This is a genomic window from Nocardia sp. CA-151230, assembly GCF_050942175.1.
GTDB lineage: Bacteria > Actinomycetota > Actinomycetes > Mycobacteriales > Mycobacteriaceae > Nocardia.
This window is the reverse complement of sequence record NZ_CP192061.1, coordinates 4,364,095-4,389,115: the sequence shown is the minus strand read 5'-3', so window position 1 is coordinate 4,389,115 and position 25,021 is coordinate 4,364,095. Positions and strand designations below refer to the sequence as shown.

At 66.1% G+C, this 25,021-nt stretch carries 27 protein-coding genes and 2 pseudogenes; 16 read left to right on the top strand and 13 right to left on the bottom strand.

What is annotated here, in order from left to right; translation table 11 throughout:
- Nucleotides 1–82: 82 nt before the first annotated feature.
- Complete coding sequence (locus ACQP1O_RS20530) at nucleotides 83–1,132, bottom strand: sigma-70 family RNA polymerase sigma factor (protein WP_433567366.1); 1,050 nt, start codon at nucleotides 1,130–1,132, stop codon at nucleotides 83–85.
- A gap of 113 nt (nucleotides 1,133–1,245) precedes the next feature.
- On the opposite strand from ACQP1O_RS20530, the gene ACQP1O_RS20525 reads away from it, so the two are divergent.
- From ACQP1O_RS20525 to ACQP1O_RS20515, 3 genes and pseudogenes are all read left to right on the top strand, one after another.
- Nucleotides 1,246–1,854, top strand: coding sequence for a dihydrofolate reductase family protein (locus ACQP1O_RS20525; RefSeq protein ID WP_433567365.1), 609 nt, complete (start codon nucleotides 1,246–1,248; stop codon nucleotides 1,852–1,854).
- Nucleotides 1,855–1,985: 131 nt separating this feature from the next.
- Nucleotides 1,986–2,123: pseudogene (locus tag ACQP1O_RS20520) on the top strand (hypothetical protein); the annotation flags it as partial.
- Between the two features lie 236 nt (nucleotides 2,124–2,359).
- Nucleotides 2,360–2,797, top strand: a complete 438-nt coding sequence (locus ACQP1O_RS20515; protein WP_433567364.1) for a VOC family protein — start codon at nucleotides 2,360–2,362, stop codon at nucleotides 2,795–2,797.
- Nucleotides 2,798–3,137: 340 nt separating this feature from the next.
- On the opposite strand, the gene ACQP1O_RS20510 is transcribed toward ACQP1O_RS20515, so the two are convergent.
- Complete coding sequence (locus ACQP1O_RS20510) at nucleotides 3,138–3,314, bottom strand: hypothetical protein (RefSeq protein WP_433567363.1); 177 nt, start codon at nucleotides 3,312–3,314, stop codon at nucleotides 3,138–3,140.
- A 176-nt stretch (nucleotides 3,315–3,490) separates the two neighbouring features.
- On the opposite strand from ACQP1O_RS20510, the gene ACQP1O_RS20505 reads away from it, so the two are divergent.
- The 7 genes from ACQP1O_RS20505 to ACQP1O_RS20475 all read left to right on the top strand — a co-directional run bounded on the left by ACQP1O_RS20505 (nucleotide 3,491) and on the right by ACQP1O_RS20475 (nucleotide 8,817).
- Nucleotides 3,491–4,495: a helix-turn-helix domain-containing protein gene (locus ACQP1O_RS20505; protein ID WP_433567362.1), complete on the top strand. Its 1,005-nt coding sequence runs from the start codon at nucleotides 3,491–3,493 to the stop codon at nucleotides 4,493–4,495.
- A complete protein-coding gene (locus tag ACQP1O_RS20500) occupies nucleotides 4,492–4,701 on the top strand; it encodes a DUF397 domain-containing protein (RefSeq protein ID WP_433567361.1) in 210 nt (69 codons plus the stop codon). The genes ACQP1O_RS20505 and ACQP1O_RS20500 overlap by 4 nt, the downstream gene beginning before the upstream one ends.
- Nucleotides 4,702–4,836: 135 nt before the next feature.
- Nucleotides 4,837–5,124, top strand: a complete 288-nt coding sequence (locus tag ACQP1O_RS20495; RefSeq protein ID WP_433567360.1) for a hypothetical protein — start codon at nucleotides 4,837–4,839, stop codon at nucleotides 5,122–5,124.
- Nucleotides 5,125–5,854: 730 nt separating this feature from the next.
- Nucleotides 5,855–6,670 carry a class I SAM-dependent methyltransferase gene (locus ACQP1O_RS20490; RefSeq protein WP_433567359.1) on the top strand — a complete coding sequence of 272 codons (816 nt, stop codon included), beginning with the start codon at nucleotides 5,855–5,857 and terminating at the stop codon, nucleotides 6,668–6,670.
- A gap of 514 nt (nucleotides 6,671–7,184) precedes the next feature.
- Nucleotides 7,185–7,637, top strand: coding sequence for an Hsp20/alpha crystallin family protein (locus ACQP1O_RS20485; RefSeq protein ID WP_433567358.1), 453 nt, complete (start codon nucleotides 7,185–7,187; stop codon nucleotides 7,635–7,637).
- A gap of 293 nt (nucleotides 7,638–7,930) precedes the next feature.
- Nucleotides 7,931–8,404, top strand: a complete 474-nt coding sequence (locus ACQP1O_RS20480) for a TetR-like C-terminal domain-containing protein (RefSeq protein ID WP_433567357.1) — start codon at nucleotides 7,931–7,933, stop codon at nucleotides 8,402–8,404.
- Complete coding sequence (locus tag ACQP1O_RS20475) at nucleotides 8,401–8,817, top strand: hypothetical protein (protein WP_433567356.1); 417 nt, start codon at nucleotides 8,401–8,403, stop codon at nucleotides 8,815–8,817. The genes ACQP1O_RS20480 and ACQP1O_RS20475 overlap by 4 nt, the downstream gene beginning before the upstream one ends.
- Here the strand turns inward: ACQP1O_RS20475 and ACQP1O_RS20470 are convergent.
- Nucleotides 8,772–9,026 (bottom strand): hypothetical protein, encoded by a 255-nt coding sequence (locus ACQP1O_RS20470; protein WP_433568032.1) that lies wholly within the window; start codon nucleotides 9,024–9,026, stop codon nucleotides 8,772–8,774. The genes ACQP1O_RS20475 and ACQP1O_RS20470 overlap by 46 nt on opposite strands.
- On the opposite strand from ACQP1O_RS20470, the pseudogene ACQP1O_RS20465 reads away from it, so the two are divergent.
- The 5 genes and pseudogenes from ACQP1O_RS20465 to ACQP1O_RS20445 all read left to right on the top strand — a co-directional run.
- Nucleotides 8,962–9,377, top strand: a pseudogene (locus tag ACQP1O_RS20465) (acyl-CoA dehydrogenase family protein); the annotation flags it as partial. The gene ACQP1O_RS20470 and the pseudogene ACQP1O_RS20465 overlap by 65 nt on opposite strands.
- 220 nt (nucleotides 9,378–9,597) lie before the next feature.
- On the top strand, nucleotides 9,598–9,882 hold the full coding sequence (locus ACQP1O_RS20460) for a hypothetical protein (RefSeq protein ID WP_433567355.1): 285 nt from the start codon (nucleotides 9,598–9,600) through the stop codon (nucleotides 9,880–9,882).
- A gap of 212 nt (nucleotides 9,883–10,094) precedes the next feature.
- Nucleotides 10,095–10,901: a tyrosine-protein phosphatase gene (locus tag ACQP1O_RS20455; protein WP_433567354.1), complete on the top strand. Its 807-nt coding sequence runs from the start codon at nucleotides 10,095–10,097 to the stop codon at nucleotides 10,899–10,901.
- Nucleotides 10,902–11,540: 639 nt separating this feature from the next.
- Nucleotides 11,541–13,199, top strand: coding sequence for a DHA2 family efflux MFS transporter permease subunit (locus tag ACQP1O_RS20450; protein ID WP_433567353.1), 1,659 nt, complete (start codon nucleotides 11,541–11,543; stop codon nucleotides 13,197–13,199).
- Nucleotides 13,196–13,651, top strand: a complete 456-nt coding sequence (locus ACQP1O_RS20445) for a DUF2871 domain-containing protein (RefSeq protein ID WP_433567352.1) — start codon at nucleotides 13,196–13,198, stop codon at nucleotides 13,649–13,651. Before ACQP1O_RS20450 ends, ACQP1O_RS20445 begins: the two co-directional genes overlap by 4 nt.
- A gap of 108 nt (nucleotides 13,652–13,759) precedes the next feature.
- Here ACQP1O_RS20445 and ACQP1O_RS20440 read toward each other — a convergent pair whose 3' ends face one another.
- A complete protein-coding gene (locus ACQP1O_RS20440) occupies nucleotides 13,760–13,897 on the bottom strand; it encodes a hypothetical protein (protein WP_433567351.1) in 138 nt (45 codons plus the stop codon).
- A 47-nt stretch (nucleotides 13,898–13,944) separates the two neighbouring features.
- On the opposite strand from ACQP1O_RS20440, the gene ACQP1O_RS20435 reads away from it, so the two are divergent.
- Nucleotides 13,945–14,130, top strand: a complete 186-nt coding sequence (locus ACQP1O_RS20435) for a hypothetical protein (protein ID WP_433567737.1) — start codon at nucleotides 13,945–13,947, stop codon at nucleotides 14,128–14,130.
- On the opposite strand, the gene ACQP1O_RS20430 is transcribed toward ACQP1O_RS20435, so the two are convergent.
- The 9 genes from ACQP1O_RS20430 to ACQP1O_RS20390 form a co-directional block, all read right to left on the bottom strand.
- Entirely contained in the window at nucleotides 14,105–14,797 is a 693-nt protein-coding gene (locus tag ACQP1O_RS20430; RefSeq protein WP_433567350.1) for a hypothetical protein, read from the bottom strand. The two genes, ACQP1O_RS20435 and ACQP1O_RS20430, sit on opposite strands and share 26 nt — an antisense overlap.
- A 286-nt stretch (nucleotides 14,798–15,083) precedes the next feature.
- Nucleotides 15,084–15,935, bottom strand: coding sequence for a class I SAM-dependent methyltransferase (locus ACQP1O_RS20425; RefSeq protein WP_433567349.1), 852 nt, complete (start codon nucleotides 15,933–15,935; stop codon nucleotides 15,084–15,086).
- Nucleotides 15,936–15,955: 20 nt separating this feature from the next.
- On the bottom strand, nucleotides 15,956–21,436 hold the full coding sequence (locus ACQP1O_RS20420) for a biotin carboxylase N-terminal domain-containing protein (RefSeq protein WP_433567348.1): 5,481 nt from the start codon (nucleotides 21,434–21,436) through the stop codon (nucleotides 15,956–15,958).
- Between the two features lie 46 nt (nucleotides 21,437–21,482).
- Nucleotides 21,483–21,932 (bottom strand): hypothetical protein, encoded by a 450-nt coding sequence (locus tag ACQP1O_RS20415; RefSeq protein WP_433567347.1) that lies wholly within the window; start codon nucleotides 21,930–21,932, stop codon nucleotides 21,483–21,485.
- A 125-nt stretch (nucleotides 21,933–22,057) separates the two neighbouring features.
- Nucleotides 22,058–22,633 (bottom strand): RNA polymerase sigma factor, encoded by a 576-nt coding sequence (locus ACQP1O_RS20410; RefSeq protein WP_433567346.1) that lies wholly within the window; start codon nucleotides 22,631–22,633, stop codon nucleotides 22,058–22,060.
- A gap of 117 nt (nucleotides 22,634–22,750) precedes the next feature.
- Nucleotides 22,751–23,242 carry a TetR/AcrR family transcriptional regulator gene (locus tag ACQP1O_RS20405; protein ID WP_433567345.1) on the bottom strand — a complete coding sequence of 164 codons (492 nt, stop codon included), beginning with the start codon at nucleotides 23,240–23,242 and terminating at the stop codon, nucleotides 22,751–22,753.
- 59 nt (nucleotides 23,243–23,301) lie between these two features.
- Complete coding sequence (locus tag ACQP1O_RS20400; protein ID WP_433567344.1) at nucleotides 23,302–24,048, bottom strand: thioesterase II family protein; 747 nt, start codon at nucleotides 24,046–24,048, stop codon at nucleotides 23,302–23,304.
- Nucleotides 24,038–24,556, bottom strand: coding sequence for a DUF2505 domain-containing protein (locus tag ACQP1O_RS20395; protein WP_433567343.1), 519 nt, complete (start codon nucleotides 24,554–24,556; stop codon nucleotides 24,038–24,040). Before ACQP1O_RS20395 ends, ACQP1O_RS20400 begins: the two co-directional genes overlap by 11 nt.
- 31 nt (nucleotides 24,557–24,587) lie before the next feature.
- Nucleotides 24,588–24,983 carry a hypothetical protein gene (locus ACQP1O_RS20390; protein ID WP_433567342.1) on the bottom strand — a complete coding sequence of 132 codons (396 nt, stop codon included), beginning with the start codon at nucleotides 24,981–24,983 and terminating at the stop codon, nucleotides 24,588–24,590.
- Nucleotides 24,984–25,021 lie beyond the last annotated feature (38 nt).

Here is a 25,021-nt window from a genome sequence, read left to right as displayed (position 1 = left end):
ACCAGCACCTACTCATCCAGGTGCTGTTGCAGTATCAGCGCGGATAGATCGCCTTCGAGTCCACCATGGATTCGAAGGCGATCTACTGTGCACTCGGGAGGGATTGCGGCAGGCCGAATATGGGCAGGACAGTGCTTTCGAAGCGGGTCATGGCGCCGATTCGGTCGCCGGCGAGTGTGAGGACGAAGAGGCCGGATCCATGGATGCCGATGGAGGGGTGTCGGTAGACCCCGAATGCCGGCTGACCATTGGCTCGCGTCGGCACCAGTTCGAATCTCTGTGCCGAGCCGAAAATGAGTGCGAAGAAGCGGGCCACGATGTCTCGGCCCTGGTATTCCAGCGGCATCGGTGGCATCGACATGAAGACGTCGTCGGTCAACAGAGCCACCAACGCGTCGATGTCGGCAGATTCGTAGGCGCTGACGAACTTCGCCACGATCGCGTCCTCGGCAGGTGAGTCGCCGGCAGGCGGCTGCTCTCGGGCAGTAGTCACCGGCAGCCGGCGCTGCATTCCTGCACGCGCGCGTTTGAGGGCGCTTTTGACCGATTCGACGGTCGTGTCCAGCATGTCGGCTACTTCGTTCGCGTGGAATCCGAGGACGTCGCGCAGGATGAGGACGGCGAGCTGGCGAGGCGGCAAGATCTGCAGGGCGGTCACAAAGGCCAGGGAAATGGATTCGGTTTGCTCGTAGCGCGCCTCCGGACCGAGCGGCACACTGATCGCTCCGTCCAAGAGGGCGTCGGGATAGGGCTCGAGCCAATGGATTTCGCCGAGCCCAGTGGGTTCCGGTAGTTCGATTCCCGGGATGTCCCACGCCTTTGCGGGACGTCGGCGAGCAGAGCGCAGCGCGTCGAGGCACCGGTTGGTGGCGATGCGGTAGAGCCAGGTGCGAAGCGAGGCACGCCCGTCGAATCGTTCGAGACCTCGCCACGCGGCGAGCATCGTGTCCTGGAGAGCGTCCTCGGCATCCTGAAACGATCCGAGCATCCGGTAGCAGTGCACCTGTAGCTCGCGACGGTGTGGCTCGGTCAGCGCCCGGAATGCTTCGCCGTCGCCGGCCTGCGCCCTCGACATCAGGTCCGTTCCCGCCAACTCCACTCCCGCCACCTCATTCGTTGTGTGCAGTTCCATCCCGTATGGACGCTGGCCAAGGCGCGAACGGGGCGGTCGCGGAACGCCTCCTTTTCCGATGCCGCGGCGTCCATACCAGTGATAGCCGACCACATTGTCAAAGGAGCACGGAAATGGGAAAGATCGTCCTCACCTCGAATGTCACACTCGATGGAGTGGTCCAGGACCCGGATGGCGCGGAGGGCTTCGAGCTGGGCGGCTGGTTCCACCAGTTCGTGGGGGGCAAGGACCTCGAAGACTGGGTCGCCCGCGAGACGCAGGAAGCCCTCGATGCCGAGGTGCTGCTGCTGGGCGGGCGGACCAATGAATGGTTCGCGGACCGGATGACAGAGCGCAATCTGGCGGAGGGCCGCGTGAGCCCCGAGTGGGCGAACAGGGTGAGAAGCATGCCCAAGTACGTCGTGTCGTCGACTCTCGAAGACCCTCGGTGGAGCAACGTCACCGTCCTGCGCGGCGATGCGGTTAAGGAGGTTTCGGAGCTGAAGCGGAAAGTGGACGGCGAAATCCTGGCCTACGGCAGCTATCAGCTCGTCCGCGCACTGATAGAACAGAACCTGGCCGATGAACTGCGGCTGGTAGTTTTCCCGGTCGTGCTGGGAACCGGCCTGCGTATCTTCGACCGGACCAGCGACAAGAAACCGCTGCACCTGGTCAACACGCGAAGGATGGGCGACGGCCTGGTGTTCTACACCTACGAATTCGTGCAGGGCCAACGGTTGTAGACGGCGACGAAGTCGCGTTCGTCGGTGTTGAAGTAGCGTCCCCCGTTTCGACGGAATTCGGGGAGAAGATCCGTGATGGCCACAATATCGGGCCCCACCAGGTCGAAGACGCCCTGCTCGCGCACCCGGATGTGGCTGCAGCAGAGGTGGTTTCGCGGCCGGACTCGCATTCCGGCGACGTACCGGCCGCCTACCCGGTCCTGCGGCCCGGAGCAAATCCGGACATCGCCGAGCTCCGCCAGTGGGCGATCCAGCATGCCCCCGAGCCCCCTGCCGCCCCGAAGTACCTCCACATCGTCGACTCGATACCGCTGACCGCGGTCGGCAAGGTGAACAAGGTGACGTTGCGGCACGGCTCGGTCGATCGGGTCGTCCAGCACGAACTGCCCATCTCGATTTCGCTGGTCGAAGGTCTGCCTGTCGTTCGCCGCGCCGAAGATGGCCGGTGGTGCGAGTCCCGGCTCGCCACCGGACCTGATCGGCCCGGCTCGGTAGCATGCAACGCATGGCCATCAAACTCGAGAACGTCGGCATCGCCGTTCGCGACCTCGAAGCAGCGATCGCGTTTTTCACCGACCTCGGTCTCACGGTCCTCGGCCGTGACACGGTCAGCGGCGAGTGGACCGACACCGCCGTCGGCCTCGATGGCAACCACGCAAACATTGCGATGCTCCAGACGCCGGACGGTCATGGTCGCCTCGAGCTCTTCGAGTACATCCATCCCGAAGCGATCGAGTCGAAGCCCACTCGTCCCAACGAGATTGGCATGCACCGCGTCGCGTTCTCGGTCGATGACATCGACAAAGCCCTCGAGATAGCCGCGAAGCACGGCTGCCGTCCGCTTCGTGGCGTGGCGACCTATGAGGACATCTACAAGCTCACCTACGTCCGCGGTCCCAGCGACATCATCGTGATGTTCGCCGAGGAGCTGAAGAAGAGCTGACGGCCGATCGAGCCATTCAGGCGAACACCCACCGACTCCATTGCGCCGCACACTGATTCGATGGTCCTCTCTTCCCCCGCACGGGCTGCTCAGTGGACGGACGCCGGGGCGGGGAGTTTCTATATGCGGAACTCGCGACCGAAGCCTCGGGAGGTTCTCGCTCGGGGCTTGGGGTTGTCTCTCTGCCATCCAGGGACGATAGTCGCCGGCCTCGGCACCAGGTTCTCGTAGTGGCGCCGAGCTTCGCAGCTGTAATCACAGTTCCGGTGTTGCGCCAGACCGTGTTGTGCTGCTTGGAAATTCATCACCGGGTAGTCCGGCGGGTCGTGCGAGATGGCAGTCATAAGGTTGCCGCCCGTGCCTTCCGTGCCGCCTCGTTGATGAGGGACATGGCCTGTCGTCGCTTGGGGCACGTCGTGGTGAAGCAATTGGCGTGTGCGCGCTCCACCACTTCGACCGCGTAGCCGAGTGACATGTACGAGATGGCTTCGTGGCGGTAAATCGAAATGCCGAACATGGTGACTCCCGTTGTCGGCGTTGATGTTTGGTACCCCCGATGAGCGGTACCGGCCGGACTTGCGAAGGGGAGACACAACTTCATGCATGATCGGTCATGCAGAAAGGCGTTCGACCTTCTCGCCCACCGGGGGTGCAACGAGTAAACCTTCAAACGTGCGAAACTGGCGATGCCAGATGGACGATTCCGCTCGATTGATGCCAGACTTTCAGTACGGTCGCCTTCAGTTGAGCGATACCAGTTGGCGGCTTCCAGAAACCGGGTCATTCGACAGCGAGGCTAACGATATGAGCGCCACCGGTAGCACCCTTGCCCGCCGAGCATTGGGGCGTGAACTGCGACGGCTGCGTACAGCAAAGGGGATGCAGCAGGCCGAAGCAGCAAGGGCAGCAGAGACTTCCCCGCAGTCCATCAGCCGAACGGAAGAAGGTGTGACCACCCGGCTTACGTCGTTTCAGATCAACGCACTATGCGATGCGTACGAAGCGAGCGACGAAGAGCGGAAAATGCTGCTGTCGCTTCTGGCGGAAGTCCGGGCGTCCCGGGAGAAGGGCGGCGGCTGGTGGCGCGCGTACGCAGATGCCCAGATTCCGAGCGGGTTCGATCACTATCTCTCCCTGGAGGAATCGGCACATCAGCTCACAGCGTGGAAGACAGCCGTGCTGCCGGGTCTCCTTCAGACAGCGGACTACCGGCGCGCGCTGGCCTGGTCGGAAATCCCCCAGCTCTCCCCGGAAGCGATCGAGAGCCGGATCGAACTGGCCACCCGTAGGCAGGCGCGATTGGAAGATCCCGACTTCACCATGAATGTGCTGCTGTCCGAAGCGGTACTGCGAGAGCAGGTCGGCGGACCGGCCGTCATGGGCGATCAGCTGAAGTATCTGGCGAAAATGTCTGAGCTGCCCAATGTTTCAGTGTCGATGGTCCCGTTCAGTGCGCGGCGGAAACTGGGCGTCCTCGTGGGCTCGTTCAGCCTGCTGGAGTTCCCGGTGCTGCCACAGTCGAAGCTGTGGGAACCACCGATTGTGTACGTCGAAGAGTACGCGGGTGATCTCTACCTCGAACGAGACACCGAAGTGCAGCGTTATCGGGATGCATTACGTGAGATTCGGGATGTAGCGTTGGACGAAGTTCAGTCCAGGCAGAGGATCCTGGCAGTAGCAAAGGAGTTCGACGAGTGACCATCGACCTGTCTGGGGCCAAATGGTTCAAGTCCAGCCGTAGTTCGTCGGGCAAGGACTGTGTGGAAGCGGCGCACCTGAGCGGGGGCAGGGTTGCAGTCAGGGATTCGAAGTTGGGAGAAGCGAGCCCGGTTCTGGCCTTCGCGCCGGAAACCTGGGACGTCTTCAACGCAGCCGTCAAGGCCGGAAAGTTCGACCTGGCCTGACGGATCGCGTCAAGTGCGGGGAGTCCGGGCATGGTGCCCGGACTCCCCCTTTTCGTGCGTAGCAGGATGTCCAGCCAGCCTTGACAGGCGAACGACATGATCGGCTGAACATCAGCAGATGCGCATGGAGGCTTGGTGAGCAGTGGTTACCGGCGCGGTGGCGGCCGGGTCTTCCTCGGCAACGCTTCCGGTTTGGCCTACGCGGACTTCATCGATCCGACACCGTGCGTGGACGCCAACGGAACCGCATGGTTCTCGATGGCAGGCGACAACTGGATCGTGGAGATCGCTGCAACGAGCCGGTGTCGCGACGACCGATCGAATACGGCCGATCTACCCGACCCCGGCCGGTCGGCGATCTGCTCTGGACTCCACGCGGTCACCCACGTCCGTCCGGATGCGCATCCGGACTGTCACCGATAGGCCCGCACAAGGCCGCGAACGAATCATGCCAATCCGGCAGGGGCGCACGGGAATCAACCTCGACCATCAGCAGATCGCCCAGCGACTCGGCATCAGCACGCATAATTTCCAACCACGTCACCTCCCCAGGGCCGTTACACCGGATAATTGCCGATAACTGTGCGGCACAACAGATTCGGAATCGGACGCGCCGAACCGTTGCCGAATTCCCGTCCGGATGGATTCCAGGACCACCCCGCACGACCGACACGTTGCAGCGAAACAATTCCGCGAACAACCGCACGTCACGTCACCGGGCAAATCCGGCCGGATCAGAAACATCCATCGCTTCGACCGAGGATGGGAGATGATCGGCCCGAGCGCCCTGATTCCTGCGCTACATGTCGGTCTTGACGAAACTGGCCCAGTGCGGCGGACATCGTCGTTGCCCACACGAGCCCGGCCCGAACGACAATTCGCCCGACCTCCGGATGCACAACTGCGGGCAGCCCGCACGCCTGCCGGTAGAACCGACAGCACCGCAGCGCGGCCGCGATCGTCGGTTGCTGCTCCATGGTGACCCCTCACATCACATCGGTTGACCTGTGCCGCAGTCGGACCCGAGGACCCTCACCTGGCCCGGCAGTCCTCTCCCCGCCGGGCCCGACAACCGGATCGTGGTGCCGTGCCCACCTACGCCAAGGGGCTTGCCTCACGGGTCCAATCGTGAAATGTGAGTAGCGTCGCCGGTATGCAAGGTGCCGAACTCGTCGGAGTGCAGAAGACCCTCAGCCCCGTTCTCAGGGCCAAAGCGCTGGACAACCGGCTGCCGGACCCGATCCTCGGCGACCGATACGCCGAGCAGACGATGCGCCGCCTCGACCCCGACTACGACAACCGCAGGTTCGGAACCAGCCAGATGGGCCTCGCCGCGGTGGTGCGCGCCAAGGCCCACGACGACTGGGCTCGAAGCTTCCTCGCCGATCACCCCGACGCGGTAGTACTGCACCTGGGCTGCGGCCTCGACGCCCGGGTGTACCGGATCGACCCGCCCCCTACCGTCGACTGGTACGACCTGGACTACCCCGCCATCATCGAACTGCGGCAACAACTCCTGCCGCCGCGCGAGCGCTACACCCTGATCGGCTCGAACGTCACCGACACGACCTGGCTGGACCGTATCCCCCGCGGCCGGCCGGTGTTGATGGTCGCCGAGGGACTGGTGCCCTACCTGACCGAGACCGACGTCGGGCGGGTGCTGACCAGCGTCGTCGACGCCTTCCCCACAGGCCAGATCCAGTTCGACACGGTGGCGGTCTGGGCGTGGCGCGCCTCGAAATGGCTCCCCACGCTGCGCAAATACGGCACCCAGTTCCACTGCGGCTTCAACGATCCGGCCACGCTGGCCGATTGGCACCCGCGGCTCGAATTCGTCGACGAGGCGCCGATGAACGACTCACCGGTCCTGATGGTCAAGGCACCCGCGAACATACGCCGCATGTTCCACCTGTTGAACCTGCTGCCGGGCATGAAACGGTCCACCCGCATCGTGCGGTTCCGGTTCTGAGCAGCTGTCCGACGCTGCTCATGCGAGTTTTCGAACAAGCGTCTCCCGATAGGCGGGAAACGGATGGGGCCTACCTCGAATTGCGTCGCTGTCCGAGAATTCCCGGACGCGGTTGAACCCGATGGGGCAAGCCCGCTCGCCATAGGTGAGCAGTTGTCGAACAGGCTCTTATCCAGCATCATCCCGGTCTGCCCGACCTCCGGTTCCACCACGGGCGGCAACAGCGTCACGATCAGCGGCACCCGGTTCACTGGCCTGTTCACCCCTACGGCTCGGTGCTATCGCAACAACATTCTGACTGCCAGTACGACACCTCGTTGTGACCGGTGCCGGGTTGAGCAGTGCGAAACCACTGCCGCACTGGCCATTCCAGCGGCGACGACAGCTGCTGCGGGAATAGGACGGCCCGAAAATCGGTTGATTATCTGGGGCTGAGACTGAATTTAGGAGTCGAACAGCTCACGGCGCTCGTCGCCGAGGCGGGCGTCGCCACTTCGATATGGAGGTGATTCCTGTGCTGAGGTTCGATCCGTTCCACGACATCGATGCCGTAGCCCGCCAGCTCCTCGGGGAGACCATGGGTACTGCACGCGCACCACGTTTCATGCCGATGGACCTGTTCAAAGCCGGCGATCACTACGTCCTCAACGCTGACCTGCCCGGCGTAGATCCGGGGTCGGTCGACGTCAGTGTCGACAACGGCACGCTGACCCTGAAGGCGCAACGCAGCCTGCCCAGCGACGAGCATGTGCAATGGATCGCATCCGAGCGTTTCGCGGGGACCTACATGCGCCAGCTGTCCCTGGGGGAAGGCGTCGACACCGAGAACATCCACGCCACCTACAACGACGGCGTGCTGTCGGTGACCCTGCCGATCGCGGAGAAGGCCAAGCCGCGGCGAATCGAGATCAGCGGCATGGGCCAGCAGCCCAAGACGATCGAAGCGGGTCGTTCCGGCACCAGCTGAAGAACCGGACTTCCCCGCTGACGACCGCTTCGCGGAGGTGATAGTCGAGTCAGTCGGTCCTCGGAGACAGCACCCCCCTTCGATGAACTCGGTCGCGAGGGGCCGCTGACGCTGAAGAAGTTGAGTGTGAGCGCACCGGTGCCCCAAGCGCCTGGGCAGTGAGTCCCAAGCGGTCACAGCGGCTGCGGCCAATCGAGCCGCGATCCGACGCCACTCCATAGTCAGAAGACCGCGAGTACGCAAGCACCGATGAATACGGCCTGTACCCATGCACGCACCAGCAACGGCATCATATGAATCCCCTCACCGGTCCGCGCGGCACGAGCATCGGCGGGGAACATCACAACCAGCAGCACCGCCGGACAGATCGCGCTCACCGGCGCGAAGAACGGAATCAAAAGACCTGTAACACCAGCGATTTCGAGCACAGCCACCCCGGCCATTCCGATGTCGTGTTCCGTCGCGACCTGCTCGATGTGGATGACGAACGCCTGATCGCCGCCAACGAGGGTTCGGGCCGCGAATTGCGCACCGGCGTAGCCGAACTGGACACCCCCGTGGCCGACCTGAATGCAGCGCAGCTCGCCGCCTGGTCGCTGGTTCACGGCTTCGCCGCACTGTGGCACGCCGGCACGCTCACGGACTCCGAACTCGGCGGCGGGGACCCGGAAGAACTGGACCGCGATACGCTTCGCGCATTATCGCTGGTAGCCGACGGCGTGGCTTCACGGCGATGGCCGGGAGGCGAGGAAGATCGCATGCCATGACCACTGCCGACAACCAGCAGCGCCCAGCCGCCTATTCCGAGAAGATTCTGGGGCGGGTCCTCGAAGTACTGTTCAGCACCCCAGGCCCGCTGAGCAGATGCCTCGGGTTCCGGACGTGGCCGGACCCGCTGAGCAACGGGTATGTGCTGGCATGGCACGGCATCACACCCACCGAAGAGGAAGTCGCCGACTATCTGGCCCAGGCCGCCGCCGACGACACACTCAGCCTGGCGCTGCGTCCCGGCGATGTCCGCGGCGTCCGCCCGGGCCCCGGCGGCTACACCATGGAAGTTGACGTGTCGGGCGTGGTCTTCCAGCTCCGAGCCGAACCCACGCCCAGCCCCGAGACCTTCGCCGCCATGGGCGACTACTGGCGCACCGAGACGCTCACGCGCACGATGCCCTCGCGCTGACCAGCCCCGGCGAGGGTACCCGCGCGCCGATCATCATTCAGCCGACCGGACGCGGCCACCTGCCCGATCAGCGCGGCGTACGCCCGCAGATCGCACGGCAGACGGTGGGCGAGTTGGACACCGCCGAAGCAGTGCAGTACGCCCGCCCAGGAACAGCTGGTCACCGCGACCATCGCCGTGACCATGATGGAACGCGCCGTGCGGCTCACCGTCGGCTACACCAAGGCCGCGAGGCATTCGGCAGACCACTACTCGCCATGCAGAACACGAAATTCGAACTGGCCGAATGCGCAACGATCGCAAAGGTTTCGCGGATGTTCCTCGACGACTGCATCACCGAGCAGCTGCGCGGCGAACTGGATATCCCCACCGCCGCCATGACCAAACATCGGCTCACCGACCAGCTCGGCATCGTCGCCGATCGTTGCCTGCAGCTGTTCGGCGGCCACGAGTACATGACCGAATACCCGATCTCACAGATCGACACCGATGCCCGGGTGCTGCGAATCCTGGCCGGAGCCAACGAGGTAATGAAGGATCTCGTAGCCCGCTCCCTGTGAACCGCTCGTGCGGTCCCCTTCGATCGGGGACCGCACCGGAACGGGCGCCGGGCCACGCCGGGCATGAGCCCCGTGCCCACACAGCTCGCACTCCGGCTCCGTCCCGGGCCCATACCCACCCCAAGACCCTCGCCGCCAGGGGCGACTACTGTCAGCCACTGTTGTGCGCGCTGCGCCGGGGCGGGTTTGGGACCGAACCGGCGCCACCGGATGCAACGAAATGCTCACCGCTGCACAGCGGTTTCCTGACCGACCGTGGGCGGCCGAACGCTGCGACGGCATCGGCCGCCACCCACACCGGCTGGTCCATGATGGCGACGCAGTTGTGGACGTGCGTGCCAAGCCGTCGGCGCAGGTTCGGATCCTCGCGACCGACAACCACCACGTCGAAGAAGGTGACGACGACCTGCTGTGCCGGTGGTTCGCCAACGTGATTCTTCCGGGCACAGCCCACCGACACCGCACGCGGCGATCTTCGCGTGCGACCGCGAAAAACAGGCCCTGATCAGTATTTCCACCGATTTTCGGCCGATGCTACGAGCAGCCACGGCCCCTTTCTGGCGTATTCGGGAACCCTTGTAGGCCGTTTCCAGCCACACACAGTGTTCACTAACTGTATATCTATTCGATAGACATAACGTCAGCAAAATGCTCGACTCTCCTGCCACGGTGCTCTGCGCACCGGCGGGTGCCGGGCATCCATCGAAGGGAACACGCATGATCCGACCTCGCATGATCGGCGCGACCGTAGTACTGGCCGCCGCCTTGACCTTCGGGGTCTCGCCAGGCCTGGCGCTCGCGGTCGATCCGCCGGTGGCAACCGGCAACGTACTGCTCGACCCGGCCGCACGCTCGCTGCACCTGTCCAGCGTGGAGAACGCCCGCGACGCCGGCGGTTACCGAACCACGGACGGTCACATCGTCCGCACCGGTCTGGTGTTCCGCACCGCCGCACTGGGTTCGGCCACCACCGCCGACGTGGCGTCGCTGGCCGCACACAACGTGGTCTCGGTACACGATCTGCGCACCGGCTATGAACAGCTCCTCGCCGGCGCCGACAAGATCCCCGCCGGAGCCACCGAACACCACGACGACATCCTGGGCGGGCTCCCGCCGACGTCGATGTTGAGCACGATGTCGTCGGCGGCGAACGTATACCCGCAGTTCATCACCGCTCCGGGGGCGAACGCCGGCTTCGCCGACGTGATCCGCGACATCGCCTACAACAACGGCGGAGTCCTGTTCCACTGCACCGCGGGCAAGGACCGCACCGGCTGGGCGGGCGCCGTGCTGCTGACCCTGCTGGGGGTCGACAAGGACACCGTGTACTACGACTTCATGCTGTCGAGCTACTACCGCAACGCCGCCCCCGGTGATGTGAACAACGGCGTGACCACCGCCGAGCTCGACTCGGCCTTCGCCCAGGTGAATACGACCTACGGCAGCTTCGCCAACTACGTGAGCACCGGCCTCGGGCTGACCGCCGCCGACATCGCCGCGCTCAAGGCCAAGATGCTGGCCTGACCGAGGGCGACACCGAGTGGCCCGCACCGGATCAGACCGGATGCGGGCCACTCCCCCCCCGGACGAGCCGGCCGCCCCCGCTTCTGCGCCGTGAACGGGCAGGTAGCAAGGTCCGGCCGCGCCTCCCCGCAGCGGCGGGCATCTCGGCCGACATGCCGGCCGAGAAGGTGGTGGCCCGCGGGAATGTTCGGGAAATCCGGCGCTCAGCGATGCTCCGTGATCCGGGCTGTCTGAATTCTGTTCTGGCCCGGCTTGATTCGATGGACTCGGTCGGGTGGCCGGCCGGGCTGTTCGGTGGTTGCCTGGCGGGCTGTCCGTGCTGAGGGTGTGGTCGGGATGGTCCATCGGAGTCGACCAGCGGCGGCCGGCGACTTTCACCGGCCGAGCCAATGTCACCGGGTGTGTGGCGAAGCAACGGTTGAAGGCCTGTTCCCCGGTACGCCGGTTGCGCCGGATCACAGCCGGCGGTACCCGGGCACGGCTTTGTCGTCGTCGGGACCGATCTCGATCAAGGCCCAGTCGTAGACGGTGGGCATTCCGCGGATTGCCGATCGGACGATCCGGACTCCTACGAAGGTTGGTCCGGCATGGACCGATCGAATCTACCGGCGGCCGGTCCGAGATCGCAGAATCGCAACAATGCAAATCGATCCAAGTACCGCGGCCGACTCGGTGCCGCGGGCCGACCGCAGCGCGTGGATCGGGCTCGGTGTCCTCGCCGCAGGGCTCTCGTTGATCGTCGTGGACGGCACCATCGTCGGGGTAGCCCTACCGGCGATCGTCACCGATCTCGGACTCGATCTGACCGATGCCCAGTGGGTCAACAGCGCCTATTCGGTCGTCTTCGCCGCACTGTTGCTGACTGCGGGCCGTCTCGGCGACCGGCTCGGCCGACGCCGGATTTTCGTGCTCGGCGTACTCGTGTTCCTGGCGGGCAGCCTGATGGCCGCCGTCGCGTCGAGCGTTGCGGCGCTGATCCTTTCGCGTGTGGTACAGGGGATCGGCGGAGCGTTCGTGTTGCCCGCCACCCTGTCGAGCGTGAACGCCACTTTCCGCGGCAAGGACCGCGTCATCGCGTTCGCGGTGTGGGGCGCGATCATCTCCGGCATGGCCGCGGTGGGCCCGCTCCTCGGCGGCAGCCTGACCACCTACTTCAGCTGGCGATGGATCTTCCTCGTCAATATCCCGATCGGGGCGGCGGTACTGATCGGCACACTGCTCGCGGTGCGCGAAACCAAGGCCACGATCAGCGAACCCGGGCTCGACGTCGACGGACTACTGCTCAGCGCGATCGGGTTCGGCGGGGTCGTCTTCGCACTCATCGAAGGTCAGAGCCTGGGCTGGTGGCGGCCGAACACCGCGTTCAGTGTCCTCGGAATCGATTGGCCGCGAAGCGCTCCGGTCTCGGTGGTTCCGGTCATCGGGCTGATCGGCGTGGTCGCGCTGGTGCTGTTCGTGGTCTGGGAACGACACCGGGCGCGGGCGGGCCGGTCCGCGATCCTGGACGTGAGTCTGTTCTCCATCCCGACCTTCAGCTGGGGCAATCTGACCGCGCTGACCGTAGCGATCGGAGAGTTCGGCCTGCTGCTCGTGCTGCCGCTGTTCCTGGTGAACGCGCTCGGCCTGTCGACGCTGGGCGCCGGCCTGGTACTGGCCGCAATGGCCTTGGGCGCCTTCGGATCCGGTGCCGCCGCCCGGCACATCGCCGCCGTGCTCGGTGCCTCGAGAACGGTGATCGTGGGCCTGGCCCTCGAGGCGGTGGGCGTCGCCGTGGTCGCGCTGCTCCTGTCCTCGACGGTCTCGCCCTGGCTGCTCGCCGTGCTGCTGGCCGGGTATGGCGCCGGACTCGGTCTCGCCTCGGCGCAGCTGACCGGCACCGTACTGGCCGACATCCCGCCGGAGCGATCGGGCCAGGGTTCGGCGACGCAGAGTACCGTCCGGCAACTCGGGGCGGCACTCGGCTCCGCCATCCTGGGCGCAGTGCTGTCGATCGGGTTGGCGCACAACCTGACCGACCGATTGGACTCGGTCACCCCGCTGCCGCCTCCAACGGCACAGCACCTGGTCACCGCAACCAGAGATTCGGCCGGAGGAGCGATCTCCGCACTGCGCGCCCAAGGCGACACCGGACAACTCGGACCCGCGGGACCACAGGTCACCACCGCACTGTCCGAAGGATTCGGCGACGCCACCAGAGCCGCACTGGGCGTGGCCGCAGCCTTTCTCGCCCTCGGCGTGGTGAGCGCGACCATCCTGAATTCCCGCACCCGCCGAACATCCACCATGGAGGACCGATGAAGAAGTCGTACTACGCCGCTGTCTGCTACACGGTCCTGGGACTCGTCCTGGGGTTCTTCTACCGCGAATTCACCAAGGCCCACGACTTTTCCGGAAGCTCACAACTCACCGCCACCCACACCCACGTCCTCGCACTCGGAACGCTGTTCTTCCTCCTCGTCATCGTGTTGGACAAGCAATTCGCGCTGACCGCCGGCCGATGGTTCGACGCCTTCTTCTGGACCTACAACGCCGGGCTGGTCGTGACCGTGGCCATGATGGTCGCGCACGGCATCCTCACGGTCCTCAACCACGATGTCAGTCCCGCCATCTCGGGTATCGCCGGACTCGGCCACATCCTGTTGTCCGTCGGTTTCGCCATGTTCTTCCTGTGCCTGCGCGGCCCGATAGCGACCGCGGCCCGTGAGTCCGGCGATGCCCAGCAGAACGCGGAAACCATGGTCGAGCACTGAGGGGTTGTCGAGCCGCGATCCCTCGCCTTCGACCACGCGGCCTCACCGGGCACCACGCCACCGACCACGAGGGGCCCTCGCCTTCACGGCACGGGCGCACGTCGAGTCTCAGTCCTGCTGGGCCGGAACCAATTCCGCGACATGCGCCAGGAGCGGGTAGCGGCCGTCCGCGACGACCTCGATCCCGTCGAGCTGGCGGGCGGTGTTCTGATCAACCGTGCCGACCCGGACATGGCCCGCTCGCATGGTGATCGCGTCTCCTTGCTCGGGGTGGTGTCGAACGGCCGTCGGTGATGGGGGCTTTCGCCGAGTTCGGGCGCTCCTTGATCCGGGAACGCCGGCGTGAGGGCATCGCCGCTGCCCAGGCCCGCGGCGTCTACACCGGCCGCGAGCACGGAGCAGGATGGGGGCGAACGCCGACACCGTGCCCGGCCGATCCGGTGGCACGAGGGATTATCGGCTGCTGCCGGTGCCGTTGAGCAGCAGTGGGATTCGGGCTGCCATGTCGACGGGCAGGTAGGCCAGGGCGCTGGTGGTCCAGGCTTGGCCGGACTGCGGGTCGTACTGGCTTGGCATGGTGATGCCGGCGGGGGCATAGGCGCGCAATCCGTTGTTGCGGGTGGTGTAGGTGGCGCGCCACAGGTGGTCCTTGAACGCGATGACACCAGCGACGTCGGTGGCCTGCGCCGTCCCACGCAGCGCGGAGACCTTTTTCGCCACGCCATCGGTGGACAGGTAGGTCAGGGTGCCGTCAGGCTGGCGGTCCGCCTCGATCGCGATGACGTCGGTCATGCCGTATTCGGTGCGCAGGACATCGGCGATGGAGGTCTGGGCGTAGACGGGGATGGTCCTGGTGCCGCGGGCGGCGACGACGGCGGCGGCGAGTGCTTCGTTCACCGGTCCGGGCTCGCCCTCGGTGCGGGTGGGGTCGGCCCCGGCGGGGATGCGATTGCCGAAGCTGTAGGCGACAAGGAACGTGAACTTGTCGGCGGACGCGGTGGGGACAACCCACAGATCACCCGATCCCGACGCCGAACCGCTGACCGAGCCGGATGCGGATGATCCGGTGTCGGCCAGAGCGATCGGCGCTTGGACGACGAGACCGACAGTGAGGGCAGCGGCAACGACAGCGAGTGAGGACCTCATGATCGCGGAACCTAGCAGCAACCATCCGATACACGGACGCCGTTCCGCTCAGTGGGACACGGGCCGTCGATGCGGCGAGTGGCCTTGTCTCCCAATCGCTCCCATTAGACGGTAAACCCCGCCCACATCATCTCCGGGTCGATGCCGCGCAGCCGAAGTCACGGCGCGAGCGGTGGCGCGACCGCCTCCAGTGTCGACGCGGTCGCGTCCACAGCCGGCCGGAACTACCGCGTGCGGCGCTGTGCGTCGAGAGCAACATCCTCGGTTGCTCGATCCGCCAGAGGGCTCAGTGGGTCAACAGCAGAACGGCGCTCCAGGGGATGACTGTGCCGGGCTTGCGCGGGTTCGGTTGGGGCAGACGAGAAAAGAAGCGGTACATCGGGGTGAGTCGGCGGAATCGGCCGGCGGCCTGGAGGATCGGCTCGATTTCGAGTGGTTGCCAGCCTTCGTCTTCGAAGAACGCGACGCCGTTGGGCGGGGTGAAGGTGAACGGGGTGTTCTTCATGAGGCCTTCGCCGCTGCGTTCCAGGCGCTCGGCGATCACGATGGAGACGATATCGACTGCCCACCAGGCGATCTCTTCGCGGCGGAAGTCGATCGTCAGCTGGCGGACCTCGTCGGGTTGCAGGTACATGACCAGGCCTTCGGTGATCACGAAGGCGCGGGAGGATCCGGCCAGGGCGTTGTTCAGGAACGCCCGCCGCGCCACCGGATCGGCGAGGTCGACCGCACGCCTGATCAGGCGGCAGCGCGGCGTGTAGGGGTCGAGCAGGCGCTTCTTCTCGTCCAGCAGCGCCGGCAGATCGGCTTCGATCCAGGTCAGGTGTGGGGGCAGGTCGAGTCGGTACGGTCGGGTGTCCAGCCCCGCGGCGAGGTTGATCACCCGGTCGCAGCCGTCGGCGAGCGCTGCGCCGATCATGTCGTCGATCAGCTTGGTGCGGGCGACGATCGGCCAGCCGTGGTCGCCCATCACGCGGGCCGTATCGGCCGCGATCGCGGGACCGACCTCGCCCGCGAGCATGCCGGCCAGGGGATCGTGGAACAGTGCGTCGGGGCGAGCCGACTCGATCGCCCGGTAGACCGCGACCCAGCGGGCGGTGTCGGACACGCTGGAGAGGATCTGCTGCATTTCGGTCATGAGAAGCCCTTCTCCTTCGCTCACCAGGCGGCGGCGATGGCGGCGGCGATGCGTGCGCGAAGTTCGGACACGGAGACGACCGCGTCGACCGAGCCGACCTCGACCGCCCGCTGGATGCTGTGCACGCCATCGAATTCGGTTCCGAGGGCGGACAGGTGCTCGGCCCGTACTGTGACGCGGCTGTCCGCCAGCTCGGTGACAAGCTCGGCCCGCTTGCCGGCGTCCTCGGTCATGGCTATTTCCTCCTGGAGACGGCGGATCCGCGGATCGGCCGCGGTGCGAGCGTCGACGGTGCGGGCGAACACCACGGCCGCGGCAGGAGCGCCGCCGATCACCGATGCGAAGGAGCCCTCGACAGCCAGCACCGTCATGTTCGGGTTGAGCGCCTTGGAGAACACCACGAAGGCTCCCCCGTGATAGCGCGAGATCACACAGAAGACGATCCGGCCGTCGAAATTGACGATGGCTCGGCCGATTTCGGCGCCGTACTCCAATTGGAGCCGCCGCATCGACTCCGGAGACCCGTCGAAGCCGGACAGGTTGGCCAGTACCACGACCGGGCGGTTGCCGCTGGCGGCGTTGATCGCGCGGGCCACCTTTTTCGACGACAGCGGGAAAAGAGTTCCGGCGGTGAAGGATTCGGGACCATCCGCCGGCGGGAAGCCGTGCCGGGCGACCGGCGCGGATTCGATGCCGATGAGGGACACGGACCAGCCGTCGATCCGGGCATCGGTGACGACCGCGGTCTCGGCCTCGGCCATGTCCGCCCAGCGCTCCGAGAGCGGGTAGTCCTGGTCCGAGACCGCCTGGAGCACGGCCCGGATCGAGAACGGCTTCTTGCGATCAGGATTGGTGTCCGACCCGAATATCTGCCCGACGGTGGTGAATTCGCTGTCGAGATGGTGGTGCGGGAACTGTGCGATGTCGCGATTCACCGGGTCGAGACTCGGCGCACGGCGCGGACCGCGATCCCCGGGTGCGACGTAGGTGTGTTCGTAGTGGCGCATCAGAATCTCGTGCGCGGCACCGAGATCGGGAGCGAAGTACTGCGCCTGGCCGTTGGCGCCCATGACCCGGGCGTATCCGCCGATGCCGAAGTTGTCCTCCGCCGAAACACCGCCGGAGAAGTCCAGCGACTGCTTGCCGGTGAGCACCATGGCGCTGGCCGGCGTCATGACCAGAATGCCGCGGGTGTGCATCAGCATCGTGGCCTCGGCGTTCCAGTACGGCTGAGCACCGACATTGATGCCCGCGACCACGATATTGATCTCGCCGCCGTGCTGAGTGAACTGCACGATGCGGCGGAGCACCCGAGCCACCCAGTCCATGTTCTCGGTGCCGGAGTCCATCGAGATCCGGGCGCCCGACGACAACGAGTACCACTCGAGCGGAATCCCTTCGCGCTCTGCCAGTGCGAGCGCGGCATCGATGCGTGCGCATTCGGGCTGACCGAGCGCGCCCAGTTCGCGATAGGGATCACCGAACAGGACGATCCGGCGGACCCCGTCCGGGTGCAGCGGGGTCGGCGTGCTGACGGTTCCGACGACGATGCCGGCCTCGTTGAGGCCGCGCGGACGCTCGACCTCGACCAGATCGTCGCCCTGCGCAGGCAGGTCCAGCTCGGTGAAGCTTCCGTTCGGGCCCCGCACCAGGTCGATCAGCTCGTAGGGATAGACGGCACCGCGACGCCGGACCCGCAGCACCTTCTGGTCGTAATCACGCAGCGGTGCAAGAGGTTCCGCGGGCGGCGCGTCGACGCTGACTTCGGTGCCGCCGGTCAGGTCGTAGCGGAACCGCGTCACCTGGAAGTCGTAGGTGCCATCGGCCTGGCGAACGCGGCCGTGCACCACCACTTCCTGGATACCGGCCCGCACGATCTGCGGCGCGGTGGCGTGCAGCCAGTCGGCCAGCACGGCGGTGTCGACGTCGATCACCGGACGGATATCGAGCCACACGTGGTTGAGCGCCAGCCGTGCCCCGGTCGGATCCAGGTCTCGGCGGGCCCGCGCCACCACTTCGGCGCACGCATTGAGCACTGTTTCGGCGCCACGCACGGTGACGATCGCGCCGGCCCCGTCGCGGACCGGCTCGAACCGCCGAACCTGAGCCAGCGCCACCAGCCGCTCGTCGGACGAATTCTCCTTGGCGACCGCGTGATACACGATCATGTCCGGTGGCGCCGGCAGCCGGTCGAGGTGGAAGTTGCGCAGCCGCCACAGGTGCAGACGGCGGCCCACCAGCGGGTGCACTCCGCGAATCACAGTGTCTTCCACCAGCTCACCGGCTCGGGTTCGGAATGTGAAGTGTTCCAGCGGATCGTCGTGCGGCGGTGCCAGCGCCACCGTGATGCGGCGTACATCCGAGGCCAGCCCGGCGTTCTGCAGCGCGTCCAGCAGCGCACTGGCCCGTTCGTCGACGGAACCGGGTGCGGCGGGCCAGGACAGCAGGAGATCGACCACCCGGACGTGGTCGGCGGGCGCGCCTTCCAGCAGACCGCGCAGTGCGGTGGTGAGGGCACCCGACGGCCCGTCCCGCAGGTCGCTCATCCGCGCCATGGTGGCCACGCAGGTCGTCGGCACAGTGTTGCCCGGGCGGAGCTCTAGCTCGTAGTCGCAGATCGCGAACGCCCGTCCCGCGATGGTCACCCCGCGCGCACCGCCCAGGTTCTGCTCGCCGTAGCGGCGGCGGCACAGCACCTCGAGCAGCGGATCGACCGGCAGGTGGATGTCCCGCTGGAGTCGAGCCGACACCAGGTGATCCAGCGACTCGGCGATATCCGCGATGGCCACGATGCGCCGTGTGCGTTCCGGCAGATGCGGCAGGCCGGCGAGAATGCGCAGTTCGTCGGGTACCCCGGCCAGTGCCCCGGCCTTCGCCGCCTCGGCCTCCGGGTGCAGGTACCACCGGAATTCGACACTGCGCGCGAGATCGGCGAGCACGGGCGTGCGCGCCGCCCCGACCCGGATCATCCGCTCCAGCGCGGGCCGGATGCCGTCATCCTGCAGGCGGGGCTCGCTGAGCCATGCCTTCAGCAGGTCCTGCATCACGTGGCTGGATTCATCGAATCGTTTGGTGGCCAGCACAATTCGGTAGGCGGCTGCTTCCAGCGCCGGGGTGCGCTCCAGCCCATCCACGCCGTAACGGCGCAGGGCGCTGGTCAACACCTGCCGGAAACCCGTCGTCAGCCGACCGCGATTCGCGTCCAGGCTCTGCAGATAGATGTGCAGCTGTTCACGCCGTGAGCGGTGGGTGTCATCTTCCGGGCGCGGGTCGCACAGTTCGGCTATGTCGCAGAAGGATTCCATCAGCTCGGCCTCGGCCGCCAACGGCGCTCCGGACTCGGCGACGAGGCCGCTGCGGTCGCGCAGGTATCGCGTCACCGCCGACTCGGCGTCGGCCGCGTGGTCGAAACCCAGGATGACACCGGATATTTCGCGCAGCGCCCGCGCCGCCTGGACCGCCGCGGACGGCTCGTCGAGCGCGGGCAACATCAGGTCGACGGGTTCTGGCGGTTCCTCGGTGGCGTTGTCGTCGAGCACCTCCAGCTGCGCCAGCAGCGTTCCGGTGGACACCTGGCTGCCCACCGCGACCAGAAGCTTGCGGACCCGGCCGTCGAACGGCGCTGGGAGCACCGTCTCCATCTTCATGCTCTCCAGCACGAGAACCGGTGTTCCAGCACTGACCTCGGCGCCCTGGGCGACCGGCGTGGCGACCACGAGTGCGGGGGCCGGCGCTCGGACGGCGCCGCCTTCGTCGCGGCTGACCCGGTGTGCGACGCCATCGATCTCGACGACCTGCACGGTGTCGTGTGTCGCCGTCACGACGCGATAGCTCCGATCACCGACCGCGAGCCGACTGGAATAGGTATCGATTCGCGTGAGGTCGACATCGAAGGCGGTGTCGTCGCCGATGCCGATGCGGAAACTGTCCGCACCGGTCCTGGCCGCGATCACCCGATGGCCCCGGCCCGTCAGCTTCACCTCGACGGCGCGCAGCGGTTCGTCGAGCACCTGCGGGCGCCCCCCGCGGCCGGTCTCCCACAGGAGGATCCGGCGTGCCGCCTCGTCCTCCTCGTATCCGGCGATGGCGGCGGCCGCGAGGGCGATCCCGGTGCGCTGCACCGCGAGCAGCCCACCTTCGGCGCGAGCGCGGTCCACCCAGCGGGTGTCGGCGGTGGCGTTCACCACCTCGGCGGACTCCAGCAGCGCCATCAGCAGGCCCTTGTTGGTAGCGCCGCCCTCGATGACGACCGTTGTCTCGGCGACCGCCCTGCGCAGCCTGGCCATGGCCTCGTCTCGATCCCGGCCGTAGGCGATGATCTTCGCGATCATCGAGTCGAAATCCGAGGGGATGTCGTCACCTTCGACGACGCCGGTGTCGATGCGGATGCCGGGCCCGACGGGCCAGCGCAGCAACTCGATCCGGCCCGGCGCCGGGGCGAAATCGCGGTCGGCGTCCTCCGCGTTCAACCGGGCCTCGATGGCGTGGCCGCGCTCGACCGGCTTGTCACCACGCAGCGGCATTCCGGCCGCCACCTCCAATTGCGCTTTCACCAGGTCGATTCCGCTGGTGACCTCGGTAACCGGATGCTCGACCTGCAGCCGCGTGTTGACCTCCAGGAAGGCGAACAGCTGTTCTTGCGGCTGGTAGAGGAACTCCACCGTGGCGGCCCCGCAGTACTCGACCGCCAGGGCCAGTCGCTCGGCCGAATCCTTGACCGCCGCAATCTGTTGCGCGCTCAGCAGCGGAGAGGCGGACTCCTCGATGATCTTCTGGTTGCGCCGCTGCACGGTGCAGTCGCGCACACCCAGCGCCCAGGCGGTGCCATGCGAGTCGGCGATCACCTGTACTTCGATGTGCCGGGCACCGGAGACCAGTCGCTCCAGAAAGACGGTCCCGTTGCCGAACGAACGCGCCGCCTCTTCGCTGGTCCGTGAGTAAGCGTCACGCAACTCCTGAGCCGTCGTGACGATCCGGATGCCGCGGCCGCCGCCACCGGCGGTCGCCTTGAGCATCAAGGGGTATCCGATCGCCTCGGCCGCTCCCAGGGCGTCGTCGAGCGACTCGACCGGCCCGCGGCTCCAAGCGGCCACGGGCACACCGACCTGTTCGGCCAGCAGCTTGGCGCCGATCTTGTCCCCCAGTGCCCGCATGGCCGCGGCGCTCGGGCCGATGAAGGTGATTCCGAGGCGGTCACACAGTTCGACGAAGGCCGGGTCCTCGGCGACGAAACCCCAGCCGACCCATGCCGCGTCGGCTCCGGATTCGGTCAGCGCCCGCCCGAGCACCGCCATGTCCAGATACGGCCGGGCCGAGGCCGGGCCCAGGCAGTACGTCTCGTCCGCTTCACGAACGAACCCTGCGTGCCGCTCGCCATCGGTATATAGCGCGATGGTGCGCAGCGGCTCCCGATCGCGATGCTGGGCATTGAATTCCCTGACCGCGTGGATCAGGCGGCGGGCTGCCTCTCCACGGTTGACGATGGCGATGCGCGTGAACATTGACTACTCCAGGCAGAAAACTACGAAGAAGTGGAACGCGAGACGGTTAGCGACGCAGCAAAGCCACGCCGAGACTTATCAATCCGGTGGTCAGGCTGATGACTCCGAGCCACAGCACGATGACCAGTGAGTTCGGCTGGGTACGACCGCTCCCGAGTGCCGAGAGGAAGAACCCGGCCGAAATCAGTACCGCGGCAGCCGGAATCGCCAGCCGGGTGACCCAGCCGAACCACCCGGCCAGACGCAGCGAATCGGCCAATAGCAGGGAAACCAGCGACAGAATCAACAACACGGCCGCATGCGCGTGGCCGGCGCGATCGAAGCTCTGCTGGAACACGGTCTGCGGAACCTTGCCGGTATCGACCAACGTAAGGAAGTACCCGCCGAACTCCACTGATGGCATGACCAGTAACAGAATTCCGGCGATTCGACAGGTGGTCCGCGAGAGCCTCGGGGATATTGCTTCACTCGGGTTTGTTCGGCTTTCAACCGACATCGGACCGGTTTCCTTTCAGCGACTACGGGTCTGGATCGAGACGTGGAATGCCGGGACCGCGCTGGATCGACGCACGGTCGATGGTGGCCGCGTGAGAGCTCGGGGCCACTCCTCGTCGAAGCCGATCAGGCCACCCAACTTTCGGCCTCCGGCGGGAGCAGGGCGCGTAACCGATTCAGCGCGCGTCCGCGCAATGGGCCGATAGATCCACGCGGAACCCCCAATTGGGCGCTGACGCAGTCGTAACTCGGTTCGGCATCGGCCATCAATGCCTCGAGCAAACGCTGGTCTCGAGCCGGAAGCCGGCCCATCGCGATGCGCACGCCGTGCACCGCGACACCGCGCATGACATGCTCGACCGTCGAATCGCGCGGGTCGGCAATGTCGGGTACCGCATCCAGCTGAGCTGAAATCCAGCTGATGCTCTTCGCGGTGTGCTTCAAGCATTCTCGGCGCGTGGTTGTGGTCAACCACGCCGCCAAATACTCGGTGGATCGCAAGTCGCCCAGGTGACACAGCACGTTCACCCATGTCGACTGGTAGATGTCTTCGGAGTCGTGCTTCGGCAATCGGAATGATCCGATGATGGTCCACACCAGTGGCGAATACGTGTCGATCAGTTTTCGCCATGCTTCCGGACTGCCGTGCACACACGACGAGACGAGTTCCTGAACCCGCTCGTGCCCATTGTCCTCGGCCATGTCCAACCTTTGTCGTTCACAACAAGACTTGCTTCCCAGGCTATGGGCGCGGACGCGAGGACTGGAGTCCTCTTTCGAGGTAGCCGCATACCTCGAAAGAGGTAGGCGAGCAGAACCTCATCGCACGCGAGCCTGCACACCGATGGCCCGCACCAACGCCTCGCCCAGCAGCGCGTTCACCTTGGACACATCCCCGCCGAACAGATCGAGCAGCATTACCCCGACCCGCGAGAAACCATCGCTCGCCACCCGCTGGATCTCGTCGTCGACGCAAGCAAGGCTGTAGAGCTGGACCAGGAATCGTGAGACGGTCTCGTCGTCCAGCAATCCACGACAGTTCTCGAACGACGCCGCGGCGCACGACGCGCTGGACCGGCGCAACAAGTCGTAGAGCTGCCGTTCGATCTGGTCGAAGACGTGCTCGGCAGCCGCTACGAAGATCCCTGTCTTGCTGCCGAACAGGCGTACGACGTACGGCTGCGACACATCCACGCTGCGGGCGATCGCGTCCGTGGAGGTAGCGGCAAACCCATGGGCCGCGAACACGTCGACCGCCGCGATGGTGATCTGCTGCCGACGTTCATCGGCCGTCAGCCGGGGACGGGTCACCGCATCTCCTCCGAGTCTCGGTACTGTCTCTCACGAATACAGAGGCCCGAGAGCGGATCTCAGATACAGCAGTTGATCACATGCGCGATCTCCGCGGGCCGGGCGTCGAGGTAGAAGTGCGAGCCGGGGAAGATGTGCAACTCGAACGCCCCGGTGGTGTGCGTGCGCCACCGTTCGAGCTGGGCGGGTGTGACCACGGGATCGTCGGCGCCGGTGAGGCCGACGATCGGACAGCGCAGTGGCTCGCCGGGGATATGAACGTAGCTCTCGATCGCGTGGTAATCGTTGCGGACCGAGGGCAGCACGGCGGCGGCGAGCGCGGCGTCGGTCCGCAGCACGGCCACCGACCGCGGGTCGTTCGCCAAACGCTCCATCTCGGCGATCAAGGTGGCGTCGTCGGTCTCGATCGTCGTGTCCGGCACCGGCTCGGAGGGGGCGGTCCGGCCCGAGGCGAACAACATTCTCAGGCGGCGGCCGCGCGCCTCGAGCCGCAACGCCGTCTCGAAAGCCACTGTGGCGCCCATACTGTGGCCGAAGAAGGCCAGCTCGCCGCCGAGCAGCGGTTCCAGCGCCTCGGCCACGTGATCGGCCAGCTCGGTCAACGAGGCGATCGGCGCCTCGCTGATCCGATCGCGGCGGCCCGGATACTGGATGGCGTAGACCGCGACACCGTCGGCGATGTGGTTCGCGAGTGCGCGATACCCACCGGCTGCCCCGCCGCCGGGTGGAAAGCACACCAGGGTGGGCTGTCCGGGCGCACCGGCGCGCATGCGCCGGGTCCACGTCGCGAACATGTCACGCGCCACCGGGAACCTCCGGCCCGCGCGCCTTCAGCCAGCGCTCGGTGAACGCGTCCACCGCGCCCGAGTCCTCGATGACCCCCTTGGCGAAGGCTCCGGCGATCAGCCTGCCCGCCATCGGGATTCCGGATTCGACTGTCACCACGTATTCGCAGACGCAGCCGTCCGCGGTGTCGCGCAGTTCGAAGAAGCCGGCCAGCGAGCCGATCGCGGAGATGGCGCCCTGGACCTGCGCCCGGGCCACCCCGTCGGCGAACGGCGCCCAGCGTTCGGAGTACTCCAGGCGCATGCCGGCCGGCCACGCCTTCGACAGCCGGGGCGGGATGCGGTCCGGCGCAAGAGGTTTGGACACGGTAGCGATCAGGTCGTCCGAGTCGTGTCGAATCGACAGCTCGGCCAGCGGCCCATCCAGCTCCGCCACCCGCGCCTGCCAGTATTCGGGACTGACCATCGCGTCGTGGAACAGTCCAGCCGAGTAGGGAAATTCACTGATCAGTCGAATCTTTTGACCCACAACCACTCCTAGTCGTACCGCTCGGCGGCCCTCAGGGCAGCAGATTCTGGATTCGAACCCGGGCATCCCGCCAGGACAGCGGGATGTCCTGCGTGGTCGCCGTCGAATCCACGAAGCTCGGATCCCCGATCCGGCCCTTCATATCGGCGAGCATGTTCGCGTGTGTGCCGCTGTGCGCGAAGTTCTCCATGGCCTCCTTGTCCGACCACGCCGACAGGGTCCAGAAGGTCTTGGTGATCAGCTTCGCGTCCAACGCGAATCCGACGCAGCCGGGAGCCGCCTGCAGCTGGCTGCGAATCCTCATGGTCCAGTACAGGAATCGGGGCACGTCGGCGTAGCTGCGAAGCGGCAACCGTGAGGTGAGCACGTGCAGCTGATCACCGGCGGCGGGCGTGTGGGTTCCCTTGGTCCAGGGTAGAGCGGGCATGACGGACTTCCTTCTCTTGTCGGTGTGCTGTTGTTCGT